Source organism: Enterobacter cloacae complex sp. 370H10, from assembly GCF_050031535.1.
Taxonomy (GTDB): Bacteria; Pseudomonadota; Gammaproteobacteria; order Enterobacterales; family Enterobacteriaceae; genus Enterobacter; species Enterobacter intestinihominis.
Genome location: NZ_JBLGWG010000001.1, coordinates 1,012,116 through 1,032,135, shown reverse-complemented (window position 1 = coordinate 1,032,135; position 20,020 = coordinate 1,012,116). Strand labels below are relative to the sequence as shown.

The 20,020-nt window shown below is 55.6% G+C and carries 21 protein-coding genes and 1 pseudogene; 10 read left to right on the top strand and 12 right to left on the bottom strand.

Going from position 1 to position 20,020, the window contains the following annotated elements:
* Nucleotides 1-113: 113 nt before the first annotated feature.
* Together panE and yajL are read left to right on the top strand one after the other, a co-directional pair.
* Nucleotides 114-1,025 (top strand): 2-dehydropantoate 2-reductase, encoded by a 912-nt coding sequence (gene panE / locus ACQG2Q_RS04860; RefSeq protein WP_032624757.1) that lies wholly within the window; start codon nt 114-116, stop codon nt 1,023-1,025.
* Nucleotides 988-1,578, top strand: a complete 591-nt coding sequence (gene yajL / locus ACQG2Q_RS04855) for a protein deglycase YajL (RefSeq protein ID WP_022647231.1) — start codon at nt 988-990, stop codon at nt 1,576-1,578. The genes panE and yajL overlap by 38 nt, the downstream gene beginning before the upstream one ends.
* A gap of 87 nt (nt 1,579-1,665) precedes the next feature.
* On the opposite strand, the gene thiI is transcribed toward yajL, so the two are convergent.
* On the bottom strand, nt 1,666-3,114 hold the full coding sequence (gene thiI / locus ACQG2Q_RS04850) for a tRNA uracil 4-sulfurtransferase ThiI (RefSeq protein WP_022647230.1): 1,449 nt from the start codon (nt 3,112-3,114) through the stop codon (nt 1,666-1,668).
* Nucleotides 3,115-3,292: 178 nt separating this feature from the next.
* On the opposite strand from thiI, the gene xseB reads away from it, so the two are divergent.
* From xseB to ACQG2Q_RS04830, 4 genes are all read left to right on the top strand, one after another.
* Nucleotides 3,293-3,535 (top strand): exodeoxyribonuclease VII small subunit, encoded by a 243-nt coding sequence (gene xseB, locus ACQG2Q_RS04845; RefSeq protein WP_003859094.1) that lies wholly within the window; start codon nt 3,293-3,295, stop codon nt 3,533-3,535.
* On the top strand, nt 3,536-4,435 hold the full coding sequence (gene ispA / locus ACQG2Q_RS04840) for a (2E,6E)-farnesyl diphosphate synthase (protein ID WP_022647229.1): 900 nt from the start codon (nt 3,536-3,538) through the stop codon (nt 4,433-4,435). It abuts the gene before it with no gap.
* Between the two features lie 24 nt (nt 4,436-4,459).
* Entirely contained in the window at nt 4,460-6,322 is a 1,863-nt protein-coding gene (gene dxs, locus ACQG2Q_RS04835; RefSeq protein ID WP_022647228.1) for a 1-deoxy-D-xylulose-5-phosphate synthase, read from the top strand.
* Between the two features lie 62 nt (nt 6,323-6,384).
* Complete coding sequence (locus ACQG2Q_RS04830; RefSeq protein WP_032624758.1) at nt 6,385-7,359, top strand: aldo/keto reductase; 975 nt, start codon at nt 6,385-6,387, stop codon at nt 7,357-7,359.
* A 69-nt stretch (nt 7,360-7,428) separates the two neighbouring features.
* Here the strand turns inward: ACQG2Q_RS04830 and thiL are convergent, their stop codons facing one another.
* From thiL to nrdR, 5 genes are all read right to left on the bottom strand, one after another.
* Complete coding sequence (thiL, locus tag ACQG2Q_RS04825; RefSeq protein ID WP_046620562.1) at nt 7,429-8,400, bottom strand: thiamine-phosphate kinase; 972 nt, start codon at nt 8,398-8,400, stop codon at nt 7,429-7,431.
* A gap of 77 nt (nt 8,401-8,477) precedes the next feature.
* A complete protein-coding gene (gene nusB, locus ACQG2Q_RS04820) occupies nt 8,478-8,897 on the bottom strand; it encodes a transcription antitermination factor NusB (protein ID WP_006809908.1) in 420 nt (139 codons plus the stop codon).
* Nucleotides 8,898-8,918: 21 nt separating this feature from the next.
* The gene (gene ribH, locus ACQG2Q_RS04815; RefSeq protein ID WP_003859098.1) at nt 8,919-9,389 is read right to left on the bottom strand and encodes a 6,7-dimethyl-8-ribityllumazine synthase; all 471 of its coding nucleotides are present in this window, start codon (nt 9,387-9,389) and stop codon (nt 8,919-8,921) included.
* 87 nt (nt 9,390-9,476) lie between these two features.
* Nucleotides 9,477-10,580: a bifunctional diaminohydroxyphosphoribosylaminopyrimidine deaminase/5-amino-6-(5-phosphoribosylamino)uracil reductase RibD gene (gene ribD, locus ACQG2Q_RS04810; protein ID WP_063849482.1), complete on the bottom strand. Its 1,104-nt coding sequence runs from the start codon at nt 10,578-10,580 to the stop codon at nt 9,477-9,479.
* A 4-nt stretch (nt 10,581-10,584) separates the two neighbouring features.
* A complete protein-coding gene (nrdR, locus tag ACQG2Q_RS04805; RefSeq protein ID WP_003859099.1) occupies nt 10,585-11,034 on the bottom strand; it encodes a transcriptional regulator NrdR in 450 nt (149 codons plus the stop codon).
* A 152-nt stretch (nt 11,035-11,186) separates the two neighbouring features.
* On the opposite strand from nrdR, the gene ACQG2Q_RS04800 reads away from it, so the two are divergent.
* Entirely contained in the window at nt 11,187-11,726 is a 540-nt protein-coding gene (locus ACQG2Q_RS04800; protein WP_096216673.1) for a DUF3251 domain-containing protein, read from the top strand.
* Between the two features lie 268 nt (nt 11,727-11,994).
* Nucleotides 11,995-12,879 carry a nucleoside-specific channel-forming protein Tsx gene (locus ACQG2Q_RS04795; RefSeq protein WP_032621817.1) on the top strand — a complete coding sequence of 295 codons (885 nt, stop codon included), beginning with the start codon at nt 11,995-11,997 and terminating at the stop codon, nt 12,877-12,879.
* 88 nt (nt 12,880-12,967) lie between these two features.
* Here ACQG2Q_RS04795 and ACQG2Q_RS04790 read toward each other — a convergent pair.
* From ACQG2Q_RS04790 to queA, 6 genes and pseudogenes are all read right to left on the bottom strand, one after another.
* Nucleotides 12,968-13,078, bottom strand: a pseudogene (locus ACQG2Q_RS04790) (DNA-binding transcriptional regulator); the annotation flags it as partial.
* 70 nt (nt 13,079-13,148) lie between these two features.
* Nucleotides 13,149-14,120, bottom strand: coding sequence for a protein translocase subunit SecF (gene secF / locus ACQG2Q_RS04785; RefSeq protein ID WP_003859105.1), 972 nt, complete (start codon nt 14,118-14,120; stop codon nt 13,149-13,151).
* Nucleotides 14,121-14,130: 10 nt separating this feature from the next.
* A complete protein-coding gene (gene secD, locus ACQG2Q_RS04780; protein WP_032621613.1) occupies nt 14,131-15,978 on the bottom strand; it encodes a protein translocase subunit SecD in 1,848 nt (615 codons plus the stop codon).
* 27 nt (nt 15,979-16,005) lie between these two features.
* The gene (yajC, locus tag ACQG2Q_RS04775; RefSeq protein ID WP_003859109.1) at nt 16,006-16,338 is read right to left on the bottom strand and encodes a preprotein translocase subunit YajC; all 333 of its coding nucleotides are present in this window, start codon (nt 16,336-16,338) and stop codon (nt 16,006-16,008) included.
* Between the two features lie 22 nt (nt 16,339-16,360).
* Entirely contained in the window at nt 16,361-17,488 is a 1,128-nt protein-coding gene (tgt, locus tag ACQG2Q_RS04770; protein WP_003859110.1) for a tRNA guanosine(34) transglycosylase Tgt, read from the bottom strand.
* Nucleotides 17,489-17,541: 53 nt separating this feature from the next.
* Nucleotides 17,542-18,612: a tRNA preQ1(34) S-adenosylmethionine ribosyltransferase-isomerase QueA gene (gene queA, locus ACQG2Q_RS04765; RefSeq protein WP_022647221.1), complete on the bottom strand. Its 1,071-nt coding sequence runs from the start codon at nt 18,610-18,612 to the stop codon at nt 17,542-17,544.
* Between the two features lie 92 nt (nt 18,613-18,704).
* On the opposite strand from queA, the gene acpH reads away from it, so the two are divergent.
* Nucleotides 18,705-19,286 (top strand): ACP phosphodiesterase, encoded by a 582-nt coding sequence (gene acpH, locus ACQG2Q_RS04760; RefSeq protein ID WP_022647220.1) that lies wholly within the window; start codon nt 18,705-18,707, stop codon nt 19,284-19,286.
* A 127-nt stretch (nt 19,287-19,413) separates the two neighbouring features.
* Nucleotides 19,414-20,016, top strand: a complete 603-nt coding sequence (locus tag ACQG2Q_RS04755; RefSeq protein WP_003859113.1) for a peroxiredoxin C — start codon at nt 19,414-19,416, stop codon at nt 20,014-20,016.
* Nucleotides 20,017-20,020: the final 4 nt, after the last annotated feature.

The window sequence follows — 20,020 nt, the reverse complement described above, 5'->3', positions numbered from 1 at the left end:
CTTCATTTTTGTTGCGTTGCATAATACCTGCAACGAGGCATAACGAGAAGCTTAGCTGATGGCGCTATACTTAGCGTCTTAGCACCTGGCGCAGTTGCAGGTGAGGAGGAACAATGAAAGTAACAGTGCTTGGATGCGGCGCCCTTGGTCAACTCTGGCTTAGCGCGCTATGCAAACAGGGACACGACGTTCAGGGCTGGCTGCGAATTCCCCAACCCTATTGCAGTGTGAATGTGATGGGTACAGACGGTTCAATTTTTAACGAGTCTTTGACGGCAAACGATCCGGAATTTCTCGCGAGCAGCGATCTGCTGCTGGTCACGCTGAAGGCCTGGCAGGTCTCCGATGCGGTGAAAAGCCTGGCCGCCCAATTACCTGAAAGCACGCCAGTCCTGCTTATTCACAACGGTATGGGTACCATTGAAGAGCTAAAGTCTGTCCGGCAACCGCTGCTGATGGGAACAACCACCCACGCGGCACGCCGCGACGGTAACGTCATTATTCATGTTGCCAGTGGCATCACCCATATCGGCCCGGCGCGTGAACAGCCCGGCGATTACAGCTATCTTGCGGATACCCTGCAAAGCACGCTGCCTGACGTCGCCTGGCACAATAACATTCGCGCAGAACTGTGGCGCAAACTGGCGGTCAACTGCGCGATCAATCCGCTGACTGCCCTGCTGGATTGCCCTAACGGTGATCTGCGCCAGCATCCCGATCGGTTAGCGCTGATTTGCCGGGAAGTTGCCGCCGTCATTGAACGCGAAGGCTACCACACCTCAGAGTCTGATTTACGTTATTATGTCGACCAGGTCATTGAGAGTACGGCAGAAAATATCTCCTCAATGCTGCAGGATATCCGGGCTATGCGGCATACCGAAATTGATTACATTACCGGTTATCTGTTAAAACGCGCCCGGGCACACGGCATTACCGTTGCCGAAAACAGCCGTCTGTTTGAGTTAGTAAAACGAAAGGAGAGTGAGTATGAGCGCATCGGCACTGGTATGCCTCGCCCCTGGTAGCGAAGAGACAGAAGCGGTCACCACCATTGATTTGATGGTACGTGGTGGTATTAAGGTTACCACCGCCAGCGTCGCCAGCGACGGAAGTCTGGCGATTACCTGCTCGCGTGGGGTCAAGATCCTGGCAGATGCACCGCTTGTACAGGTGGCGGACGGTGATTACGACATTATCGTGCTGCCGGGCGGTCTGAAGGGCGCGGAGTGTTTCCGCGACAGCCCGCTGCTGGTTGAAACCGTTCGTCAGTTTCATCTTTCCGGGCGTATCGTCGCGGCAATCTGTGCGGCCGCAGGTACGGTACTGGTTCCGCACGACATTTTCCCCATCGGCAATATGACCGGCTTCCCAGGCCTGAAGGATACGATTCCGGAAGACCAGTGGGTGGATAAACGCGTGGTCTGGGATCCGCGCGTTAACCTGCTCACCAGCCAGGGGCCGGGCACCGCCATTGATTTTGGCCTGAAGATTATTGACCTGCTGGTCGGGCGTGAGAAAGCGTACGAAGTGGCGTCATCGCTGGTGATGGCGGCAGGGATTTATAACTACTACGAGTAAAAAAAGCCGGGTGGCGGCTACGCCTTACCCGGCCTACAAGTGTACGGTACCGTAGGCCCGGTAAGCGAAGCGCCACCGGGCAATAGGCTACGGGCGATACACCTTCACGTTCGCGAAGCCCTGCTCGCGCAGGTACAGCGCCTGTAAACGGCTCATGACCCCACGTTCGCACCACAGCAGATACGTTTTGCTCTGGTCGAGATCGCCAAACTGGGTGCTCAGTTTGTAGAACGGCAGCGAAACCACCTCCACGCCTTCCACCTGCAACGGCTTGTCATCCTGCTCATCAACAGAACGTATATCCAGAATCGTATCGTTAGCACCGAAGCCGCTGACCGTCTCCACCTCAACCACGTCCTGCTCGGTCTGCTGGGCGATCTCACGGATATCGATGTTCGACGCTTCCGCCACCACTTTTTCCAGGATGCTGAAATCGAAGTTCTCTTCTTCCGCTTCGATCTTCGCCTTCACCGCTTTAATGGTTGGACTTTTTGAGATCACGCCGCAATATTCCGGCATGGTGCGGGCAAAATCTTCAGTACCGATTTTACGCGCCAGATCGATGATGTGCTCTTTATCGTGAGAGATCAGCGGACGCAGGATCAGCGTATCAGACACGTTGTCGATAAGGCGCAGGTTGGTCAGCGTCTGGCTGGAGACCTGCCCCAGTGCTTCACCGGTGACCAGCGCCTGCACGCCGTAGCGCTCAGCCACTTTGGACGCCGCACGCACCATCATACGTTTCAGGACCACGCCCATCTGGCCGTCATCCACTTTCTCAAGAATTTCGCCGACCACCGGCTCAAAGTTGATCGCCACGAAACGCACGCGGTGAGAGCTGCCGAAGCGGTTCCACAGGTAATGCGCCACCTGACGTACGCCGATTTCATGCGCCGCGCCGCCCAGGTTAAAGAAGCAGTAGTGCACGCGGCAGCCGCGACGCATCAGCATATAGCTGGAAACGCCGGAGTCGAACCCGCCGGAGATCAGCGACAGCACATCTTCTTGCGTGCCGATCGGGAAGCCGCCAATACCTTCATAACGGCCCTTAACCAGCAGCAGGCGATCGTTTTCGATCTCAAGATTAACGGTAACGTCCGGATTAGTCAGGCGCACGCGCGCCGTCTCAACGTGCTGGTTCAGACCGCCGCCGACATAGCGCTCAACGTCAATGGAGCTAAACTCATGCTTACCACGGCGCTTCACGCGTACGCAGAACGTTTTCCCTTCGATCTGATCGCGGTACTGTACCAGCGCCTTTTCGAAGATATCGTGCATATCGGTGAAGGGAACGTCTTCCACTTCCAGAATATGGTGAATACCCGGGATACGGGTCAGCGCGTCGCGAATATCAAGACGTTTGTTTTCGTCTTTCGCGCGGACTTCAACGTGGTCCCAGTGACGCACCACGGCGAGCGTTTCGTCGTAGTGTTTTAATACGTTACGAATGTTCCCGGTGAGAATTTTAATAAAGCGCAAACGCACGGATTGGCTTTTGATGGTGATTTCAGGGAACAATTTAATGATAAACTTCATGGCGGCAATGTTTCTTAGGCAAGCTTATAAAGGCTTGTAGTGGAAAATGATACAGCAGCCCACACCCGTGGCTGCATCCAGGCGCGCAAGTATACCACCATCGCGCCACTCGCGTTATTTGATAATTGCCCTGAGTCCGTTACCATGTCAGGGCGAAAAATTTAAGAGTCAATTCACTATGCCGAAGAAAAACGACGCACCGGCCAGTTTCGAAACTGCGCTGAGTGAACTGGAGCAGATCGTTACCCGTCTTGAGAGCGGCGATCTCCCGCTGGAAGACGCGCTCAACGAATTTGAACGCGGCGTGCAGCTCGCGCGCCAGGGGCAGGTAAAACTCCAGCAGGCCGAGCAGCGTGTGCAGATCCTGCTTTCCGACAGCGAAGACGCTAAAACCACGCCATTCACACCGGACGCCGAGTAAATGGATTTTTCCAACGCGCTTCAGGCGCGCGTCATCCGCGCCAACGACGCGCTGCGCCGTTTCATTGAGCCGCAGCCTTTTCAGAACACTCCTCTGGTTGAAGCCATGCACTATGGCGCACTCTTGGGGGGTAAACGCCTGCGTCCGTTCCTGGTGTATGCCACGGGCAACATGTTCGGTATCAGCGATAACACGCTGGACGCCCCGGCAGCCGCCGTGGAGTGTATCCACGCCTATTCGCTGATCCACGATGATTTGCCGGCCATGGACGATGACGATCTGCGTCGCGGTCAGCCGACCTGCCACATTAAGTTCGGCGAAGCGAATGCTATTCTGGCAGGTGATGCGCTGCAAACCCTGGCGTTCTCTATTCTGAGCGATGCGCCGATGGTTGAAGTGAGCGATCGCGATCGTCTGGCAATGGTGTCCGAACTGGCAATGGCCAGCGGCGTCGCCGGGATGTGCGGCGGCCAGGCGCTGGATTTAGAGGCTGAAGGTCGTCAGGTAACTCTGGAACAGCTGGAGCGCATCCACCGTCACAAAACGGGCGCCCTGATTCGGGCAGCCGTTCGTCTGGGCGCGCTGAGCGCGGGTGAACGCGGGCGTAAAGCCCTGCCGATTCTGGACAGATACGCAGAAAGTATCGGTCTGGCATTCCAGGTTCAGGATGACATTCTGGATGTGGTGGGCGATACTGCAACATTGGGAAAACGTCAGGGTGCGGATCAGCAGCTTGGCAAAAGTACCTACCCCGCTCTGTTGGGCCTTGAGCATGCCCAACGTAAAGCCCGGGATCTGATAGACGATGCCCGCCGGTCACTGAATGAGCTGGCCGCGCAATCGCTGGATACCTCGGCACTGGAAGCGCTAGCGGACTACATAATCCAGCGTAATAAATAAACTATATATCTCGATGAGCCTTTGATGAGTTTTGATATTGCCAAATACCCGACACTGGCGTTAGTTGACTCCACTCAGGAGTTACGTCTGTTGCCGAAAGAGAGTCTGCCGAAGCTGTGTGACGAGCTGCGTCGCTACCTGCTCGACAGCGTTAGCCGCTCCAGCGGCCACTTCGCCTCCGGACTTGGCACGGTTGAGCTGACCGTGGCGTTGCATTACGTCTATAACACGCCGTTCGATCAGCTGATCTGGGATGTTGGCCACCAGGCCTATCCGCACAAAATTCTGACCGGACGTCGCGATAAGATTGGCACCATTCGCCAGAAAGGCGGCCTGCATCCGTTCCCGTGGCGCGGCGAGAGCGAGTTTGACGTGTTAAGCGTCGGCCACTCTTCCACCTCCATTTCCGCAGGCATCGGGATTGCCGTTGCCGCTGAAAAAGAGAATAAACAACGCCGTACCGTCTGCGTGATTGGTGACGGGGCGATCACCGCCGGGATGGCTTTTGAGGCCATGAACCACGCGGGCGATATCAAACCGGACATGCTGGTGATCCTCAACGATAACGAAATGTCGATCTCCGAGAACGTCGGCGCGCTGAATAACCATCTGGCGCAGCTGCTGTCCGGTAAGCTTTACTCCTCACTGCGCGAAGGCGGGAAAAAAGTCTTCTCCGGCGTACCGCCGATCAAAGAGCTGCTTAAGCGTACCGAAGAACATATCAAAGGCATGGTCGTGCCGGGTACGCTGTTTGAAGAGCTGGGCTTTAACTATATTGGCCCGGTGGACGGCCACGATGTGTTAGGTCTGGTGACGACGCTTAAAAACATGCGCGACCTGAAAGGCCCGCAGTTCCTGCATATCATGACCAAAAAAGGGCGTGGTTACGAACCGGCGGAAAAAGATCCGATCACCTTCCACGCGGTGCCCAAGTTCGACCATACCAGCGGTTGTCTGCCGAAAAGCAGCGGCGGAATGCCGAGCTACTCAAAAATCTTTGGCGACTGGCTGTGCGAAACGGCGGCGAAAGACAACACGCTGATGGCGGTGACGCCTGCCATGCGTGAAGGCTCCGGCATGGTCGAGTTTTCCAAAAAATACCCGGACCAGTATTTCGACGTCGCCATTGCCGAGCAGCACGCGGTAACCTTCGCAGCGGGCCTGGCGATTGGCGGCTACAAGCCGGTGGTAGCGATTTACTCTACCTTCCTGCAACGCGCCTACGATCAGGTGATCCATGACGTTGCCATCCAGAAGCTGCCGGTGCTGTTTGCTATCGACCGTGCGGGCATCGTGGGGGCTGACGGCCAGACGCACCAGGGCGCATTTGACCTCTCCTTCCTGCGCTGCATCCCGGACATGGTGATCATGACGCCAAGCGACGAAAACGAGTGTCGTCAGATGCTGTATACCGGTTACCACTATCAGGACGGTCCCTGTGCGGTACGTTATCCACGCGGCAATGCCCTTGGCGTTGAATTACGGCCGCTGGAAAAACTGGATATCGGTAAAGGTCTGGTGAAACGTCGCGGTGAAAAAGTGGCGATCCTGAACTTTGGTACGCTGATGCCGGAAGCGGCAAAAGTCGCTGAAACCCTGAATGCGACGCTCGTCGATATGCGATTTGTGAAGCCGCTCGATGAATCTCTGATTCTGAGCATGGCGGAAAGCCATGAGGTGCTGGTCACGCTGGAAGAGAACGCCATCATGGGTGGCGCGGGTAGCGGCGTGAACGAAGTGCTGATGGCGAACCGTAAAGTCGTTCCGGTGCTTAATCTCGGCCTGCCGGACCACTTCATCCCGCAAGGCACTCAGGACGAGGCGCGCGCCGACATTGGCCTGGACGCCGTCGGTATCGAAGCTAAAATCCGCACCTGGCTGGCCTGATCCCTCCCCTTTTCTGCTCCTGCTATGCTTAAACGTATTGTTTAAACAGCAGGAGCGGAACCATGCAATACACGACATTAGGAAAAACAGACCTCAAGGTGTCCCGGCTTTGCCTGGGCTGCATGACGTTTGGCGAGCCTGACCGGGGAAATCACGCCTGGACGCTGCCGGAAGAGAGCAGCCGCCCTATCATTAAGCGCGCCATTGACGGCGGCATCAACTTCTTCGATACCGCCAACAGCTACTCCGACGGCAGCAGCGAAGAGATTGTGGGCCGCGCCCTGCGAGATTTTGCCCGTCGGGATGAGATTGTGGTCGCCACCAAGGTGTATTACCCGTCAGGCGATCTGGCGGAAGGCCTTTCTCGCGCGCAGATCCTGCGCTCCATTGATGACAGCCTCAGACGCCTGAACATGGATTACGTCGACCTGCTGCAAATTCACCGCTGGGATTACAACACGCCGATCGAAGAGACGCTTGAAGCGTTGAACGACGTCGTGAAAGCCGGTAAAGCGCGCTACATCGGCGCATCGTCCATGCATGCCTCACAGTTTGCTCAGGCGCTCGATCTCCAGGCGCAGAACGGCTGGGCGCGCTTTGTCACTATGCAGGATCACTACAACCTGATTTACCGGGAAGAAGAACGCGAGATGCTGCCGCTCTGCTACCAGGAAGGCGTGGCGGTGATCCCGTGGAGCCCGCTGGCGCGCGGAAGGTTAACCCGTCCGTGGGGTGAAACTACCGCCCGGCTGGTATCGGATGAAGTAGGTAAAAATCTGTATGACGATACAGAAGCCAGCGATGCGTTAATTGCCGAACGATTAGCCGGGATCGCCGACGATATCGGTGCAACGCGCGCGCAGGTAGCGCTGGCGTGGCTGCTGAGCAAGCGCGGTGTCGCCGCGCCGATTGTGGGCACATCGCGGGAAGAACAGCTGGACGAGTTGTTGAGTGCGGTGGACTTATCGTTGACGCCGGAGCAGATTGCCGAGCTGGAGACGCCGTATCAGCAACATCCGGTGGTAGGGTTTAAATAAACAATTCAGGGAACAAAATCCGTAGGCCGGGTAAGCGCAGCGCCACCCGGCAATACAGAGCGCACAAAATTACGCGAAGTGATCGTACCCTTTCCAGTCAAGCGTAACCGGGGCGCCGCCGCGGACAAACAGCAGCCCTTCACTTTCCGGCATAACCTGCCCGATGCAGGTAAATTTCGCCCCCAGATGCGCTAACGCCACATCCAGCGTCCCGCGATTCAGCTCGGGAACGGTAAAGCACAGCTCATAATCTTCCCCACCGGATAGTGCCCAGCGCAGCGCCTGTTCAGGCTCGGCATGGCGACGCAACGGCTCTGACAGTGGGAACAGATCCAGATCGATCCGTGCGCCCACGCCACTGGCCTTCAGGATATGGCCGAGATCGGAGATCAGCCCGTCAGAGAGATCGATAGCAGAACTGGCCCGCTCGCGCAGCGCCTGACCGTGCAAAATACGCGGTGTGGGCCGCAGGTGGCGCTTCACCAGGTACGCCGCATCGTCAGCATCTTCAACTGCTAAACGGTTCTGAAGGATCGCCAGCCCGGCCGCGCTATCCCCCGGCGTACCGGTCACGTAGATCCAGTCGCCCGGTTTTGCGCCCGAACGCTTCAGCGCGCGCCCCGCTGGCACATAGCCGTGGATTGCCAGGGTCATCGACAGCGGCCCGGCGGTGGTATCACCACCAATCAGCTGCATATCGTAATAATTCAGCTGTTCAAACAGGGCATCGCTGAAGGCTTCAAGCCAGGCTTCATCCACCTCCGGCAGGGTCAGAGCCAGCGTCAGCCAGGCCGGGTCGGCGCCCATTGCCGCCAGATCGCTAACGTTTACCGCCAGCGCCTTATACGCCAGGTCGGCAGGATCGATATCGGGCAGGAAGTGACGCCCACATACTAAGGTGTCGGTGCTGATTGCCAGCGTCTGTTTTTCGGGAATATTGAGAAGTGCGCAGTCATCGCCAATGCCGGTTTCAACATCAAGACGAGAGGTTCTGACACGGTCGAAATAACGGGCAATCAGGGAGAATTCGCCGCATGCCATACGTTATGCCTCAGCAAATAAAAGAAAAAACCGGAGCCGCACTGCCAAAAAGGCAATGCAAGACTCCGGTTTGCGGATCACTTTTTGTGGGGACGGATCGCAGGTGCGGCTTTATCCAGCACGCCGTTTACAAACTTGTGGCTGTCTTCAGCGCCGAAGGTTTTTGCCAGTTCGATCGCTTCGTTGATGGCCACTTTGTACGGCACATCATCACGTTTAGACAGCTCAAACAGCGCGATACGCAACACTGCTTTTTCGACCTGGCCCAGCTCTTCGAGCAGACGGGACAGGTATGGCTTCATCAGACCATCGAGATACGCGCTATTAGTCGCCACTCCCGACAGCAGTTCACGGAAGTACAGAACGTCAACGTCTTTCACGTCCTGTTCTGACAGGAACTGGTATTCAACATCAGCGATGTCGTTCTGGGACAACTGCCAGGAGTAAAGTGCCTGGACGGCACATTCACGGGCGCGGCGACGAGCAGCAGGTTTCACGGAATTCCCCTTACAAAAAAATCAGGCCTTGATGGCTTTCAATACATTGATCATTTCAAGCGCGGTCAGTGCAGCTTCTGCACCTTTGTTACCGGCTTTGGTGCCAGCACGTTCGATGGCTTGTTCAATACTTTCGGTAGTCAGTACGCCGAACGCGACAGGAATTTCAGCATCCTGTGCAACGTGCGCCAGACCATTGCTTGCACCGCCCGCAACGTATTCGAAGTGCGCAGTGCCGCCACGAATAACAGTACCCAGTGCAATCACCGCGTCGTATTTACCGGTTTTCGCCAGCGCGCCCGCTGCCAGTGGCAGTTCGTAAGCACCTGGTACCCAAACGACGGTAATGTTGTCATCTTTAACCTGGCCGATACGTTTCAGGGCGTCAACCGCACCTTCCAGCAGGCTGTCGTTGATGAAGTTGTTGAAACGCGCAATGGTGATGGCGACGCGAGCGTCCGGGGTAGCTACAGCAGCTTCAATAATGTTCATACTCTTCCTTTACGGGTTCATTTGGCCCCGCAGGGGGGCGGATTTTATCATAATACTTTGCGCACTGCTTCCCTATTTCAGGAGCAATTACGCTGTCGTTAAATGGAGGCAGACATCCGGGCCTACCGGACGAATCTCGCTGAATGAGAGTTGCGGCGCATCGGCCAGTTTTTCAAGGCCGGGCAGCACAAACAGGCCGCGCGCGTCGTTACCTAACAGTTTAGGCGCAACGTAGACCAGAAGCTCATCCACCAGCCCTGCCTGGAGCAGCGCGCCGGCGAGCGTCGGACCGGCTTCGACCCAGATGCTGTTGACCTGCTGTTTACCCAGCAGCATCATCAGCACCACCAGATCGAGATGCCCGTTGTGTTCCGGCACCATAATGCTGCGCACGCCTTGCGGCCATTCGCGCGTATCTTCTTTGGTGCGGGCAATCCAGGTTTCCCCCGGTTGCTGCACGATACGGTGTTCCGGCGTCACGCGGTTCTGGCTATCAATAATAATGCGCAGCGGCTGACGCAGGTTCTCCTGCGGATAGAGTGCCTGGGTATCGGCATTCAGCTCATCCCAGCGCACGGTCAGGACCGGATCGTCAGCCAGCACCGTTTCACTGCTGGTGAGAATAGCATGGCTTTGTGCGCGCAGACGTTGCACATCGCGCCTTGCCTGTGGCGAGGTGATCCACTGGCTCTCGCCGTTCGCCATCGCCGTGCGGCCATCCAGTGACGCGCCAAGCTTAAGCTGGATAAACGGGAAACCGGTGCGCATACGCTTCAGGAAGCCTTTGTTGATGGCTTCGGCATCCTGCATCATCAGGCCGTGACTGACGTCGATCCCTTCCTGTTGCAGACGATACAGCCCGCGGCCCGCCACCTGCGGGTTAGGATCCTGCATGGCGGCGACAACGCGCGAGACTCCCGCCGCAATCAGTGCTTCGCAGCACGGAGGCGTGCGCCCGTGATGACTGCATGGCTCCAGCGTCACGTAAGCCGTCGCGCCACGCGCCCTCTCCCCCGCCATGCGCAGGGCATGCACTTCAGCGTGCGGCTCGCCTGCGCGGTAGTGAAAACCTTCACCCACGATCTCGCAATCTTTAACAATGACGCACCCGACATTAGGGTTAGGGTGAGTGGTAAACCGACCGCGCTGCGCCAGCTTAATGGCTCTCGCCATGTACATCTCGTCCTGCATAGGCTTAATCCTGTAAGCGGGCGATCTCTTCGCCAAACTCTTTAATGTCTTCGAAGCTGCGGTAAACGGAGGCGAAGCGAATATAGGCGACTTTATCGAGCTTTTTTAGCTGTTCCATCACCAGGTTACCGATCATTTTGCTCGGCACTTCGCGCTCACCTAGCCCCCGCAGATAAGATTTAATATGATTTAACGCCATTTCGACGTCATCGGAGCTGACGGGCCGTTTTTCCAGCGCCTTGAGCATCCCGCTACGCAGTTTTTCTTCATTGAACGGTTCGCGCACATCGTTACTTTTTACCACGCGCGGCATTACCAGCTCTGCCACCTCGAAGGTGGTAAAACGCTCGTTGCACACCAGACACTGCCGACGACGACGCACGGAAGACCCTTCGCCTACAAGACGTGAGTCGATGACTTTGGTATCCACAGCGGAGCAAAATGGGCAATGCATACGATGTCCCTGTTATCTGGTTAACTGATTTCTATTTTACCCTGAACTGGCCCGACAACAAAGGAAGAGCTTTTTGAGACAAAGGATCTATGCCTGACGCCACTATCCTGTCTACCATTGCAGCAATGTGTGATTTCAAGGAATTAAACGCAATGACAAGACGTTACCTGAAAATAGTGCTGGTTGGGAGCCTGTTCACGCTCAGCGCCTGCGCACAGCAAAGTGAAGTTCGCGAGATGAAACAAAGCGTGAATACGCTCAATGTGGCGATGGACAAACTTAATAAAGAAACCGTGAAGATCACCCAGCAGAACGCGCTGAATGCCAAATCCAGCAATGGCGTTTATTTATTGCCGGGTGCAAACACGCCCGCGCGTCTGAACAGCCAGATTGGCACGCTAAAGATGTCTCTGGTGAATGTTGCAGCGAATGCCGATGTTACGCGCGCAACATTACGCATTCAGGGTGAATCCAACGATCCGCTTCCCGCCTTCAGCGGCACCGTAGAGTGGGGCCAGATTCAGGGCACCACGGAGAGCTATCAGGAAGTGAACGTGAAGAATCAGCTCTTCACCGCCCCCGCCAGCACGCTGGCACCGAGCGATGTTGATATCCCGCTCCAGCTGAGCGGACTGACGCCAGAACAGTTGGGCTTTATCCGCATTCACGACATTCAACCTGCCGCGCAATAACCCGCCCTTCTAGCGGAGTGAAATGTCACTCCGCTAACATTTACATTTCGTATGGATTGGCAACATAAATGATTGCCGCTACAATCCCGGCCGTTTAAAGTACGCAAACGTGAACGCAATCGATTACGTATGTGAGAGATATGTGAAACAACACATATTTTTGTGAGCAAGGATTCCTATAATAGGCTCCGCAGAAACACGAAATATTTAGAAACGCAATTCGCGCATTTTTCACTCCCGGAAGGGAATTTCAATCAGTGGCATGATTATGAAAAAAACATTACTCGCAGCTGGCGCCGTGCTGGCACTGTCCTCCTCTTTCACTGTTAACGCAGCGGAAAACGACAAACCACAATATCTCTCCGACTGGTGGCACCAGAGCGTTAACGTGGTAGGCAGCTACCACACCCGTTTCGGGCCGCAGATCCGCAACGATACCTACCTGGAATACGAAGCGTTTGCCAAGAAAGACTGGTTTGATTTCTACGGCTACGTCGATCTGCCGGTATTCTTCGGCGGTAACTCCGATGCGAAAGGTATCTGGAACAATGGCTCCCCGCTGTTCATGGAAATCGAACCGCGTTTCTCTATCGACAAACTGACCGGCACCAGCCTGGCGTTTGGTCCGTTCAAAGAGTGGTACTTCGCGAACAACTACATCTATGACATGGGTCGCAACGATTCTCAGGAACAGAGCACCTGGTATATGGGTCTGGGTACTGACATCGAAACCGGCCTGCCAATGAGCCTGTCACTGAACGTGTATGCGAAATACCAGTGGCAGAACTATGGCGCATCAAATGAGAACGAGTGGGATGGCTACCGTTTCAAAGTGAAATACTTTGTGCCAATCACTCAGCTGTGGGGCGGTAACCTGAGCTATATCGGCTTCACCAACTTTGACTGGGGTTCAGACCTGGGCGACGATAACTTCTATGACAACAATGGGAAGCATGCTCGTACCAGTAACTCCATCGCCTCCAGCCACATTCTGGCGCTGAACTACGATCACTGGCACTACTCTGTTGTTGCGCGTTACTGGCACAACGGTGGTCAGTGGAACGACGACGCCAGCCTGAACTTCGGCAACGGCGACTTCAGCGTTCGCTCTACCGGTTGGGGTGGTTACCTGGTCGTGGGTTACAACTTCTAACCTGTGCGGACTTCGCCCGGTGGCGCTGCGCTTGCCGGGCCTACGATCCGAATGTAGGCCGGGTAAGGCGTAGCCGCCACCCGGCTTTTTACTGCTTCACCTTCCTCAAAAAATCTGCCAGAGCTCTGTCCGCACTTTCGCTAAAGCGTCTCTCCGTCTGCACAATATTGAGGCACCTGTCGAGCCGGAAGCAGCGGTATGCATACTGTCAGGAGTAGACAAAAAAAATCCCGGCCAGCAGGCCGGGATTTCGATACCGCATAAGACTCTTACGGCAGAATGGACGGCTGATCCGCCCCTTCTTTCTCGACTTTCTGCTGGATCAGATGCTCGCGCTTCATGCCCAGCTTCAGCGCCAGCGCGGACGCGACGTAGATAGACGAGGCCGTACCGATAGACACACCGATCAGCATGGTCAGCGAGAAGCCTTCCAGCACCGGGCCACCGAACAGGAACAGCATCAGGATCACCATCAGGGTGGTGCCGGAGGTGATCAACGTACGGTGCAGCGTCTGGGTCAACGACACGTTAAAGATTTCGTACGGCGTGCCGCGACGGATCTTACGGAAGTTTTCACGAATACGGTCAGATACCACGATACTGTCGTTCAGTGAGTAACCGATAACGGACATCAGGGATGCCACAATCGTCAGGTCAATCTCAATGTGGAAGAGAGACAGTATGCCCATGGTGATCACCACGTCGTGCGCCAGAGCGATAACCACGCCTGCCGCCAGTCGCCACTCAAAGCGGAAACCGACGTAAATCAGAATCGAGATCAGCGCCACCAGCAGCGCCATCGCACCGGTCTGTGCCAGGTCAGCACCAACGCTCGGGCCGACAAACTCAATACGCTTAACCGTTGCATCCTGGCTGGTCGTTTCGTTAATAACCTGAACGACCTTGCTGCCCAGCTCCTGGCTGCCGTTGGCATCGTGTACCGGCGGCATACGCACCATGATGTCGCGGCTGCTGCCGAAGTTCTGTAGCAGCGGCTCTTCAAAGCCCGCTTTTTGCAGAGACTCACGCATCTGGTCCATATCGACCGGTTTTTCCAGGGTAATTTCGATCACCGTACCACCGGTGAAATCCAGACCCCAGTTAAAGCCTTTCACGCCCATAATGACGATGGACAAGATCAGCAGAAAACCTGAAATGCCGAAGGCCCAGTAGTCCCAGCGCATAAAGTCCCAGACTTTACGGCCGTGGTTCAATTGTTCAACAGTATATTCCTGTGCCACAACGCACTCCTCAGATAGACAGCTTTTTGACGCGCTTGCCGCCGTACAGCAGGTTCACGATGGCACGGGTGCCGACAATAGCGGTAAACATCGACGTTGCGACACCGATACCGGTAGTAATCGCAAAGCCTTTGATCGCGCCAGTACCCACTGCATACAGGATAAGAACCTTAATCAGTGTTGTTACGTTCGCATCGAAGATGGAGCTGAACGCCCCTTTGTAGCCTTCTTCAATCGCCTGCTGTACAGAACGACCGTTGCTCAGCTCTTCTTTAATACGTTCGTTTATCAGTACGTTGGCGTCGACCGCCACCGCAAGGGTTAGAACGATACCCGCGATACCCGGCATGGTTAGCGTCGCCCCCGGCAGCAGGGACATGATACCGATGATCAGCACCAGGTTGGCAATCAGCGCGGAGGTCGCAATCAGGCCGAACTTCTTATAGAAGAAGATCATGAAGATGATGGACACCGCCAGACCGGCCAGACACGCTTCCAGACCCTGCTTGATGTTCTGCATACCCAGGGTTGGACCGATGGTACGCTCTTCAACAATCTGAATTGGCGCAATCAGCGCACCGGCACGCAGCAGCAGAGAGAGCTGACGCGCTTCGTTCGGGTTGCTGATACCGGTAATACGGAAGCTGTTACCCAGACGAGACTGGATGTTGGCGATGTTAATCACCTCTTCCTCTTTCACCAGCACGGCACGGCCATTGGCGTCTTTCTTACCGCTGTCTTTGTACTCCACGAACAGGGTCGCCATCGGCTTGCCGATGTTGTCCTTGGTGAAGTTAGACATGATGTTGCCACCTGCGCTGTCCAGCGAGATGTTAACCTGCGGCTGGTTGTACTCATCCTGGCTTGAAGTGGAGTCGGTGATATGGTCACCGGTCAGGATCACGCGTTTGTACAGCACAACCGGCTGGCCTTCGCGGGTCTGTTTCACTTCGGAATCGCCCGGCACACGGCCTGAAGCCGCAGCAGCCTGGTCAACGTTGGCGTTAACCAGACGGAACTCCAGAGTCGCCGTCGCGCCCAGAATCTCTTTCGCACGGGCGGTATCCTGGATACCTGGCAGTTCGACCACGATACGGTCAGCACCCTGACGCTGTACCAGTGGCTCAGCCACGCCCAGCTGGTTTACACGGTTACGCAGAATGTTAATGTTCTGCTGAACGGCGTACTCACGTGCTTCACTCAGACGCGCGTCGGTCATTACCGCACGCAGCTGGTTGCTGCCCTGAGAGGTGATCACCAGATCGCGGTGACGTTGAGACAGATAGGTCACAGCCTGATCGCGTGCCGCGCTGTCGCGGAACGTGATGCTCATGCCGTAGTTATCTTCTTTACGTACGGTGGTGTACGGAATGCCTTTATCGCGCAGATCGCTGCGCAGGCTGTCGATATTCTGTTCCTGTAGCTTGCCGAGCGCGGTATCCATATCCACTTCCATCAGGAAGTGAACGCCGCCACGCAGGTCAAGACCCAGTTTCATTGGCTCTGCGTTCAGCGCAGCCAGCCAGCGTGGGGTTGCAGGAGCAAGGTTAAGCGCCACGACATATTTATCACCCAGCACGCCCATCAGCGCTTCACGTGCGCGGAGCTGCGTGTCGGTGGTGTCGAAGCGAGCAAGAATTGCGCCCTCTTCCAGTGCCACAGACTTAGCGGTAATTTTTTCTTCTTGTAACGTTTTCTGGACCTGGATCAGCGTTTGCTCACTGGCGGCGACACCGCGCGCGCCAGTGATTTGAACGGCCGGATCCTCACCATACAGGTTGGGAAGCGCGTACAGCAGGCCGACGATAATCACGACGACCAGCATGATGTACTTCCACAAAGGATAACGGTTTAACACGGCAGTTCCCTTTGGGAAAAGTTGGGATTACAGCGCCTTCATGGTGCCTTTCGGCAGAACGGCAGCTACGAAGTCACGTTTGATAACCACTTCAGTGGTGTCGTTCAGGGCGATAGCAATGTAGCCGTTTTCCGCTACTTTGGTTACGCGACCCACCAGGCCACCATTGGTCAGGACTTCATCGCCCTTCGCGATGGAGTTCATCAGGTTTTTGTGCTCTTTAGTACGCTTCTGCTGTGGACGCAGGATCATGAAGTAGAAGATCAGACCGAACACAACCAGCATCAGAATCAGAGACATCGGGCTGCCCTGCGCTGGTGCACCCGTTGCTGCTACCGCATCAGAAATAAAAAAGCTCATTCAAATTCCCTCATTATTAAAATTAATCAACGTTCAACGGTGGAACATCCCGCCCCTGACGTTGGTAGAAATCGGTCACGAAGCTCTCTAATTTACCCTCTTCGATAGCCTTACGTAAACCAGCCATTAAGCGCTGATAATAACGAAGATTATGAATGGTATTGAGACGCGCCCCCAAAATCTCGTTGCAACGATCGAGATGATGCAGATACGCGCGAGAATAATTGCGACAGGTATAGCAATCGCACTCGGAATCGAGCGGGCTGGTGTCACTCTTATGCTTCGCGTTACGGATTTTCACCACGCCATCGGTAACGAACAGATGACCGTTACGTGCGTTTCGGGTTGGCATAACGCAGTCGAACATATCAATGCCGCGACGTACGCCTTCCACCAGATCTTCTGGTTTACCCACACCCATCAGGTATCGTGGTTTATCCGCCGGGATTTGCGGGCAGACATGCTCCAGAATACGGTGCATATCTTCCTTCGGCTCACCCACAGCCAAACCGCCGACAGCGTAGCCATCAAAGCCTATCTCTACCAGACCTTTAACCGAGATATCGCGTAAATCTTCGTAAACGCTGCCCTGGATAATGCCGAACAGCGCATTTTTGTTTTGCAGGGAGTCAAAACGGTCGCGGCTACGCTTCGCCCAACGCAGGGACATCTCCATGGAACGTTTGGCATAGTCCCAGTCCGCCGGGTATGGCGTACATTCGTCGAAGATCATCACGATATCGGAGCCGAGATCGTACTGAATCTCCATAGACTTTTCCGGATCGAGGAAGATTGGATCGCCGTTGATCGGGTTACGGAAGTGTACGCCCTGCTCGGTGATCTTACGGATATCGCCCAGGCTGAAGACCTGGAAACCGCCGGAGTCGGTGAGGATGGGGCCTTTCCACTGCATGAAGTCGTGCAGGTCACCGTGGAGCTTCATGATCTCCTGGCCTGGACGCAGCCACAGGTGGAAGGTGTTGCCGAGAATAATCTGTGCGCCAGTGGCTTCAACTTCTTCCGGCGTCATTCCTTTTACGGTGCCGTACGTGCCCACAGGCATAAACGCGGGGGTTTCTACCACGCCGCGATCAAACACCAGGCGACCGCGACGCGCGCGGCCATCGGTGGTATCGAGTTCAAATTTCATTTTTTCTCCGACGTCAGAAAAACAGTCCAACGTTGTAACACGGTGCCGCGGACTTATTCCCCGACACGCTCATTCAAAGCCTGCGGATTGTACGTGATAAACATCGCGTCACCGTAGCTAAAAAAGCGATATTTTTGTTCTACCGCAGACTTGTAGGCGTTCATCGTATGCTGATACCCCGCAAACGCGGAGACCAGCATAATCAGCGTCGATTCAGGCAGATGGAAGTTGGTCACCAGCGCATCAATGACTTTGTACTGATAGCCCGGGTAGATAAAGATCTGCGTATCGCCAAAGAAGGGCTCAATCAGCTCTTTTTTCGCGGCCTGCGCAGCGCTCTCAAGGGAACGTACCGACGTTGTACCGACGGCCACGACGCGGCTACCGCGCGCTTTCGCCGCCAGCACCGCATCAACCACCTCCTGCGGCACTTCGGCATACTCAGAGTGCATGATGTGGTCTTCGATGCTGTCCACGCGCACCGGCTGGAACGTCCCCGCGCCGACGTGCAGCGTCACGAAGGCCATCTCAATACCCTTGGCGCGCAACTTTTCCAGCAGCGGTTCATCAAAGTGCAGGCCCGCCGTTGGCGCCGCCACTGCGCCAGGCTTCTGGCTGTAGACGGTCTGATACAGCTCGCGGTCGGCTTCTTCATCCGGGCGTTCAATGTACGGCGGCAGCGGCATGTGGCCGATGGCGTTGAGGATATCAAGCACTGTGCGCTCGTCGTTGAACTCCACCTCGAACAGCGCGTCGTGACGCGCGGTCATGGTCGCTTTGATGCTCTCGTCATCACCCAGCAGCAGTTCAGCGCCCGGCTTCGGCGCTTTGGATGCGCGAATATGTGCCAGAATACGTTTATCATCGAGCATACGTTCGACCAGCACCTCAATCTTGCCGCCGCTGGCTTTACGGCCAAACAGACGCGCTGGGATCACGCGGGTATTGTTAAAGACCAGCAGATCGCCAGGGTTGAGCTTGTCGAGCAGATCGGTGAAAGTACCGTGCGTCAGCGCGCCCGTTGGCCCGTCCAGTGACAGCAAGCGACAGCTGCTACGCTCAGGCATGGGGTAGTGAGCAATCAGGGATTCAGGTAGTTCAAAGGAGAAATCGGCGACGCGCATGACGTATACTCGTGACTTAAAAACAGGCGGCATAGTCTAGTGCTCACACCCTTTTGCTGCAACAACTAGCCGCCACCGGACAAATAAAACGCATGAATTTTCTCGCTCACCTGCATCTCGCTCACCTCGCGGACAGCTCCCTCTCCGGCAATTTGCTGGCCGATTTCGTACGCGGCAACCCCGCGGAAGATTATTCCCCCGAGGTTATCGACGGGATTTTTATGCACCGCCGCATCGACGTGCTGACCGATAACCTGCCGGAAGTGACGGAAGCCAAAGCCTGGTTCCGCCCCGAAACGCGACGCGTGGCGCCGATCACGCTCGACGTCATGTGGGATCATTTCCTGTCGCGCCACTGGTCCCAGCTGTCGCCTGATATGTCGCTGCCTGAGTTTGTGCGCTACGCCCACGCGCAGGTGTCGATCATTTTGCCGGACTCCCCACCGCGCTTTGTGAATCTGAATAACTATCTGTGGTCTGAACGCTGGCTGGAGCGTTACCGCGAGATGGATTTCATTCAGAACGTGCTCAACGGCATGGCCAGCCGTCGACCGCGTCTGGACGCGCTGCGCGACTCCTGGCACGACCTGGACAAACATTATGACGCGCTGGAAACGCGCTTCTGGCAGTTCTACCCGCGCATGATGGCGCAGGCGAAAAATAAAGAACTGTGATGCCGGTTCGATTGATAGGTAAAAGCTGGTGGAACGATTGTTACCACCTCTTTGTCTTATTCCCGCGCTGCCTCTATACTGGCCCGCGTTGCGTTCCAAATAACCTTAGTATCTACAGGAGAATCATATGGTTCTGGTAACTCGTCCGGCTCCGGATTTTACAGCTGCCGCCGTTCTGGGCAACGGTGAAATCGTTGAAAACTTCAACTTCAAACAGCACACCAACGGTAAAGCGACCGTTCTGTTCTTCTGGCCAATGGACTTCACTTTCGTTTGCCCGTCTGAGCTGATCGCGTTCGACAAACGTTACGAAGAATTCCAGAAGCGTGGCGTGGAAGTGGTTGGCGTCTCCTTCGACTCTGAATTTGTACACAACGCATGGCGTAACACCCCTGTCGAAAACGGCGGCATCGGTGCGGTGAAATACGCGATGGTTGCGGACATCAAACGCGAAATCCAGCAGGCTTACGGTATCGAACATCCGGACGCTGGCGTTGCGCTGCGTGGTTCTTTCCTGATCGACGCGAACGGCATCGTTCGTCACCAGGTTGTGAACGATCTGCCGCTGGGTCGTAACATCGACGAAATGCTGCGCATGGTTGACGCGCTCCAGTTCCACGAAGAGCACGGTGAAGTGTGCCCGGCTCAGTGGGAAAAAGGTAAAGAAGGTATGGCGGCTTCCCCAGACGGCGTAGCTAAATACCTGTCTGAGAACGTATCCAGCCTGTAATCGG

Bases quoted from the DNA above. Each gene is read 5' to 3' on its own strand.
- panE (WP_032624757.1), top strand. From the start codon at position 114: ATGAAAGTAACAGTGCTTGGATGCGGCGCCCTTGGTCAACTCTGGCTT.
- yajL (WP_022647231.1), top strand. From the start codon at position 988: ATGAGCGCATCGGCACTGGTATGCCTCGCCCCTGGTAGCGAAGAGACA.
- thiI (WP_022647230.1), bottom strand. From the start codon at position 3,114: ATGAAGTTTATCATTAAATTGTTCCCTGAAATCACCATCAAAAGCCAA.
- xseB (WP_003859094.1), top strand. From the start codon at position 3,293: ATGCCGAAGAAAAACGACGCACCGGCCAGTTTCGAAACTGCGCTGAGT.
- ispA (WP_022647229.1), top strand. From the start codon at position 3,536: ATGGATTTTTCCAACGCGCTTCAGGCGCGCGTCATCCGCGCCAACGAC.
- dxs (WP_022647228.1), top strand. From the start codon at position 4,460: ATGAGTTTTGATATTGCCAAATACCCGACACTGGCGTTAGTTGACTCC.
- ACQG2Q_RS04830 (WP_032624758.1), top strand. From the start codon at position 6,385: ATGCAATACACGACATTAGGAAAAACAGACCTCAAGGTGTCCCGGCTT.
- thiL (WP_046620562.1), bottom strand. From the start codon at position 8,400: ATGGCATGCGGCGAATTCTCCCTGATTGCCCGTTATTTCGACCGTGTC.
- ribH (WP_003859098.1), bottom strand. From the start codon at position 9,389: ATGAACATTATTGAAGCTGCTGTAGCTACCCCGGACGCTCGCGTCGCC.
- ribD (WP_063849482.1), bottom strand. From the start codon at position 10,580: ATGCAGGACGAGATGTACATGGCGAGAGCCATTAAGCTGGCGCAGCGC.
- nrdR (WP_003859099.1), bottom strand. From the start codon at position 11,034: ATGCATTGCCCATTTTGCTCCGCTGTGGATACCAAAGTCATCGACTCA.
- ACQG2Q_RS04800 (WP_096216673.1), top strand. From the start codon at position 11,187: ATGACAAGACGTTACCTGAAAATAGTGCTGGTTGGGAGCCTGTTCACG.
- ACQG2Q_RS04795 (WP_032621817.1), top strand. From the start codon at position 11,995: ATGAAAAAAACATTACTCGCAGCTGGCGCCGTGCTGGCACTGTCCTCC.
- yajC (WP_003859109.1), bottom strand. From the start codon at position 16,338: ATGAGCTTTTTTATTTCTGATGCGGTAGCAGCAACGGGTGCACCAGCG.
- tgt (WP_003859110.1), bottom strand. From the start codon at position 17,488: ATGAAATTTGAACTCGATACCACCGATGGCCGCGCGCGTCGCGGTCGC.
- queA (WP_022647221.1), bottom strand. From the start codon at position 18,612: ATGCGCGTCGCCGATTTCTCCTTTGAACTACCTGAATCCCTGATTGCT.
- acpH (WP_022647220.1), top strand. From the start codon at position 18,705: ATGAATTTTCTCGCTCACCTGCATCTCGCTCACCTCGCGGACAGCTCC.
- ACQG2Q_RS04755 (WP_003859113.1), top strand. From the start codon at position 19,414: ATGGTTCTGGTAACTCGTCCGGCTCCGGATTTTACAGCTGCCGCCGTT.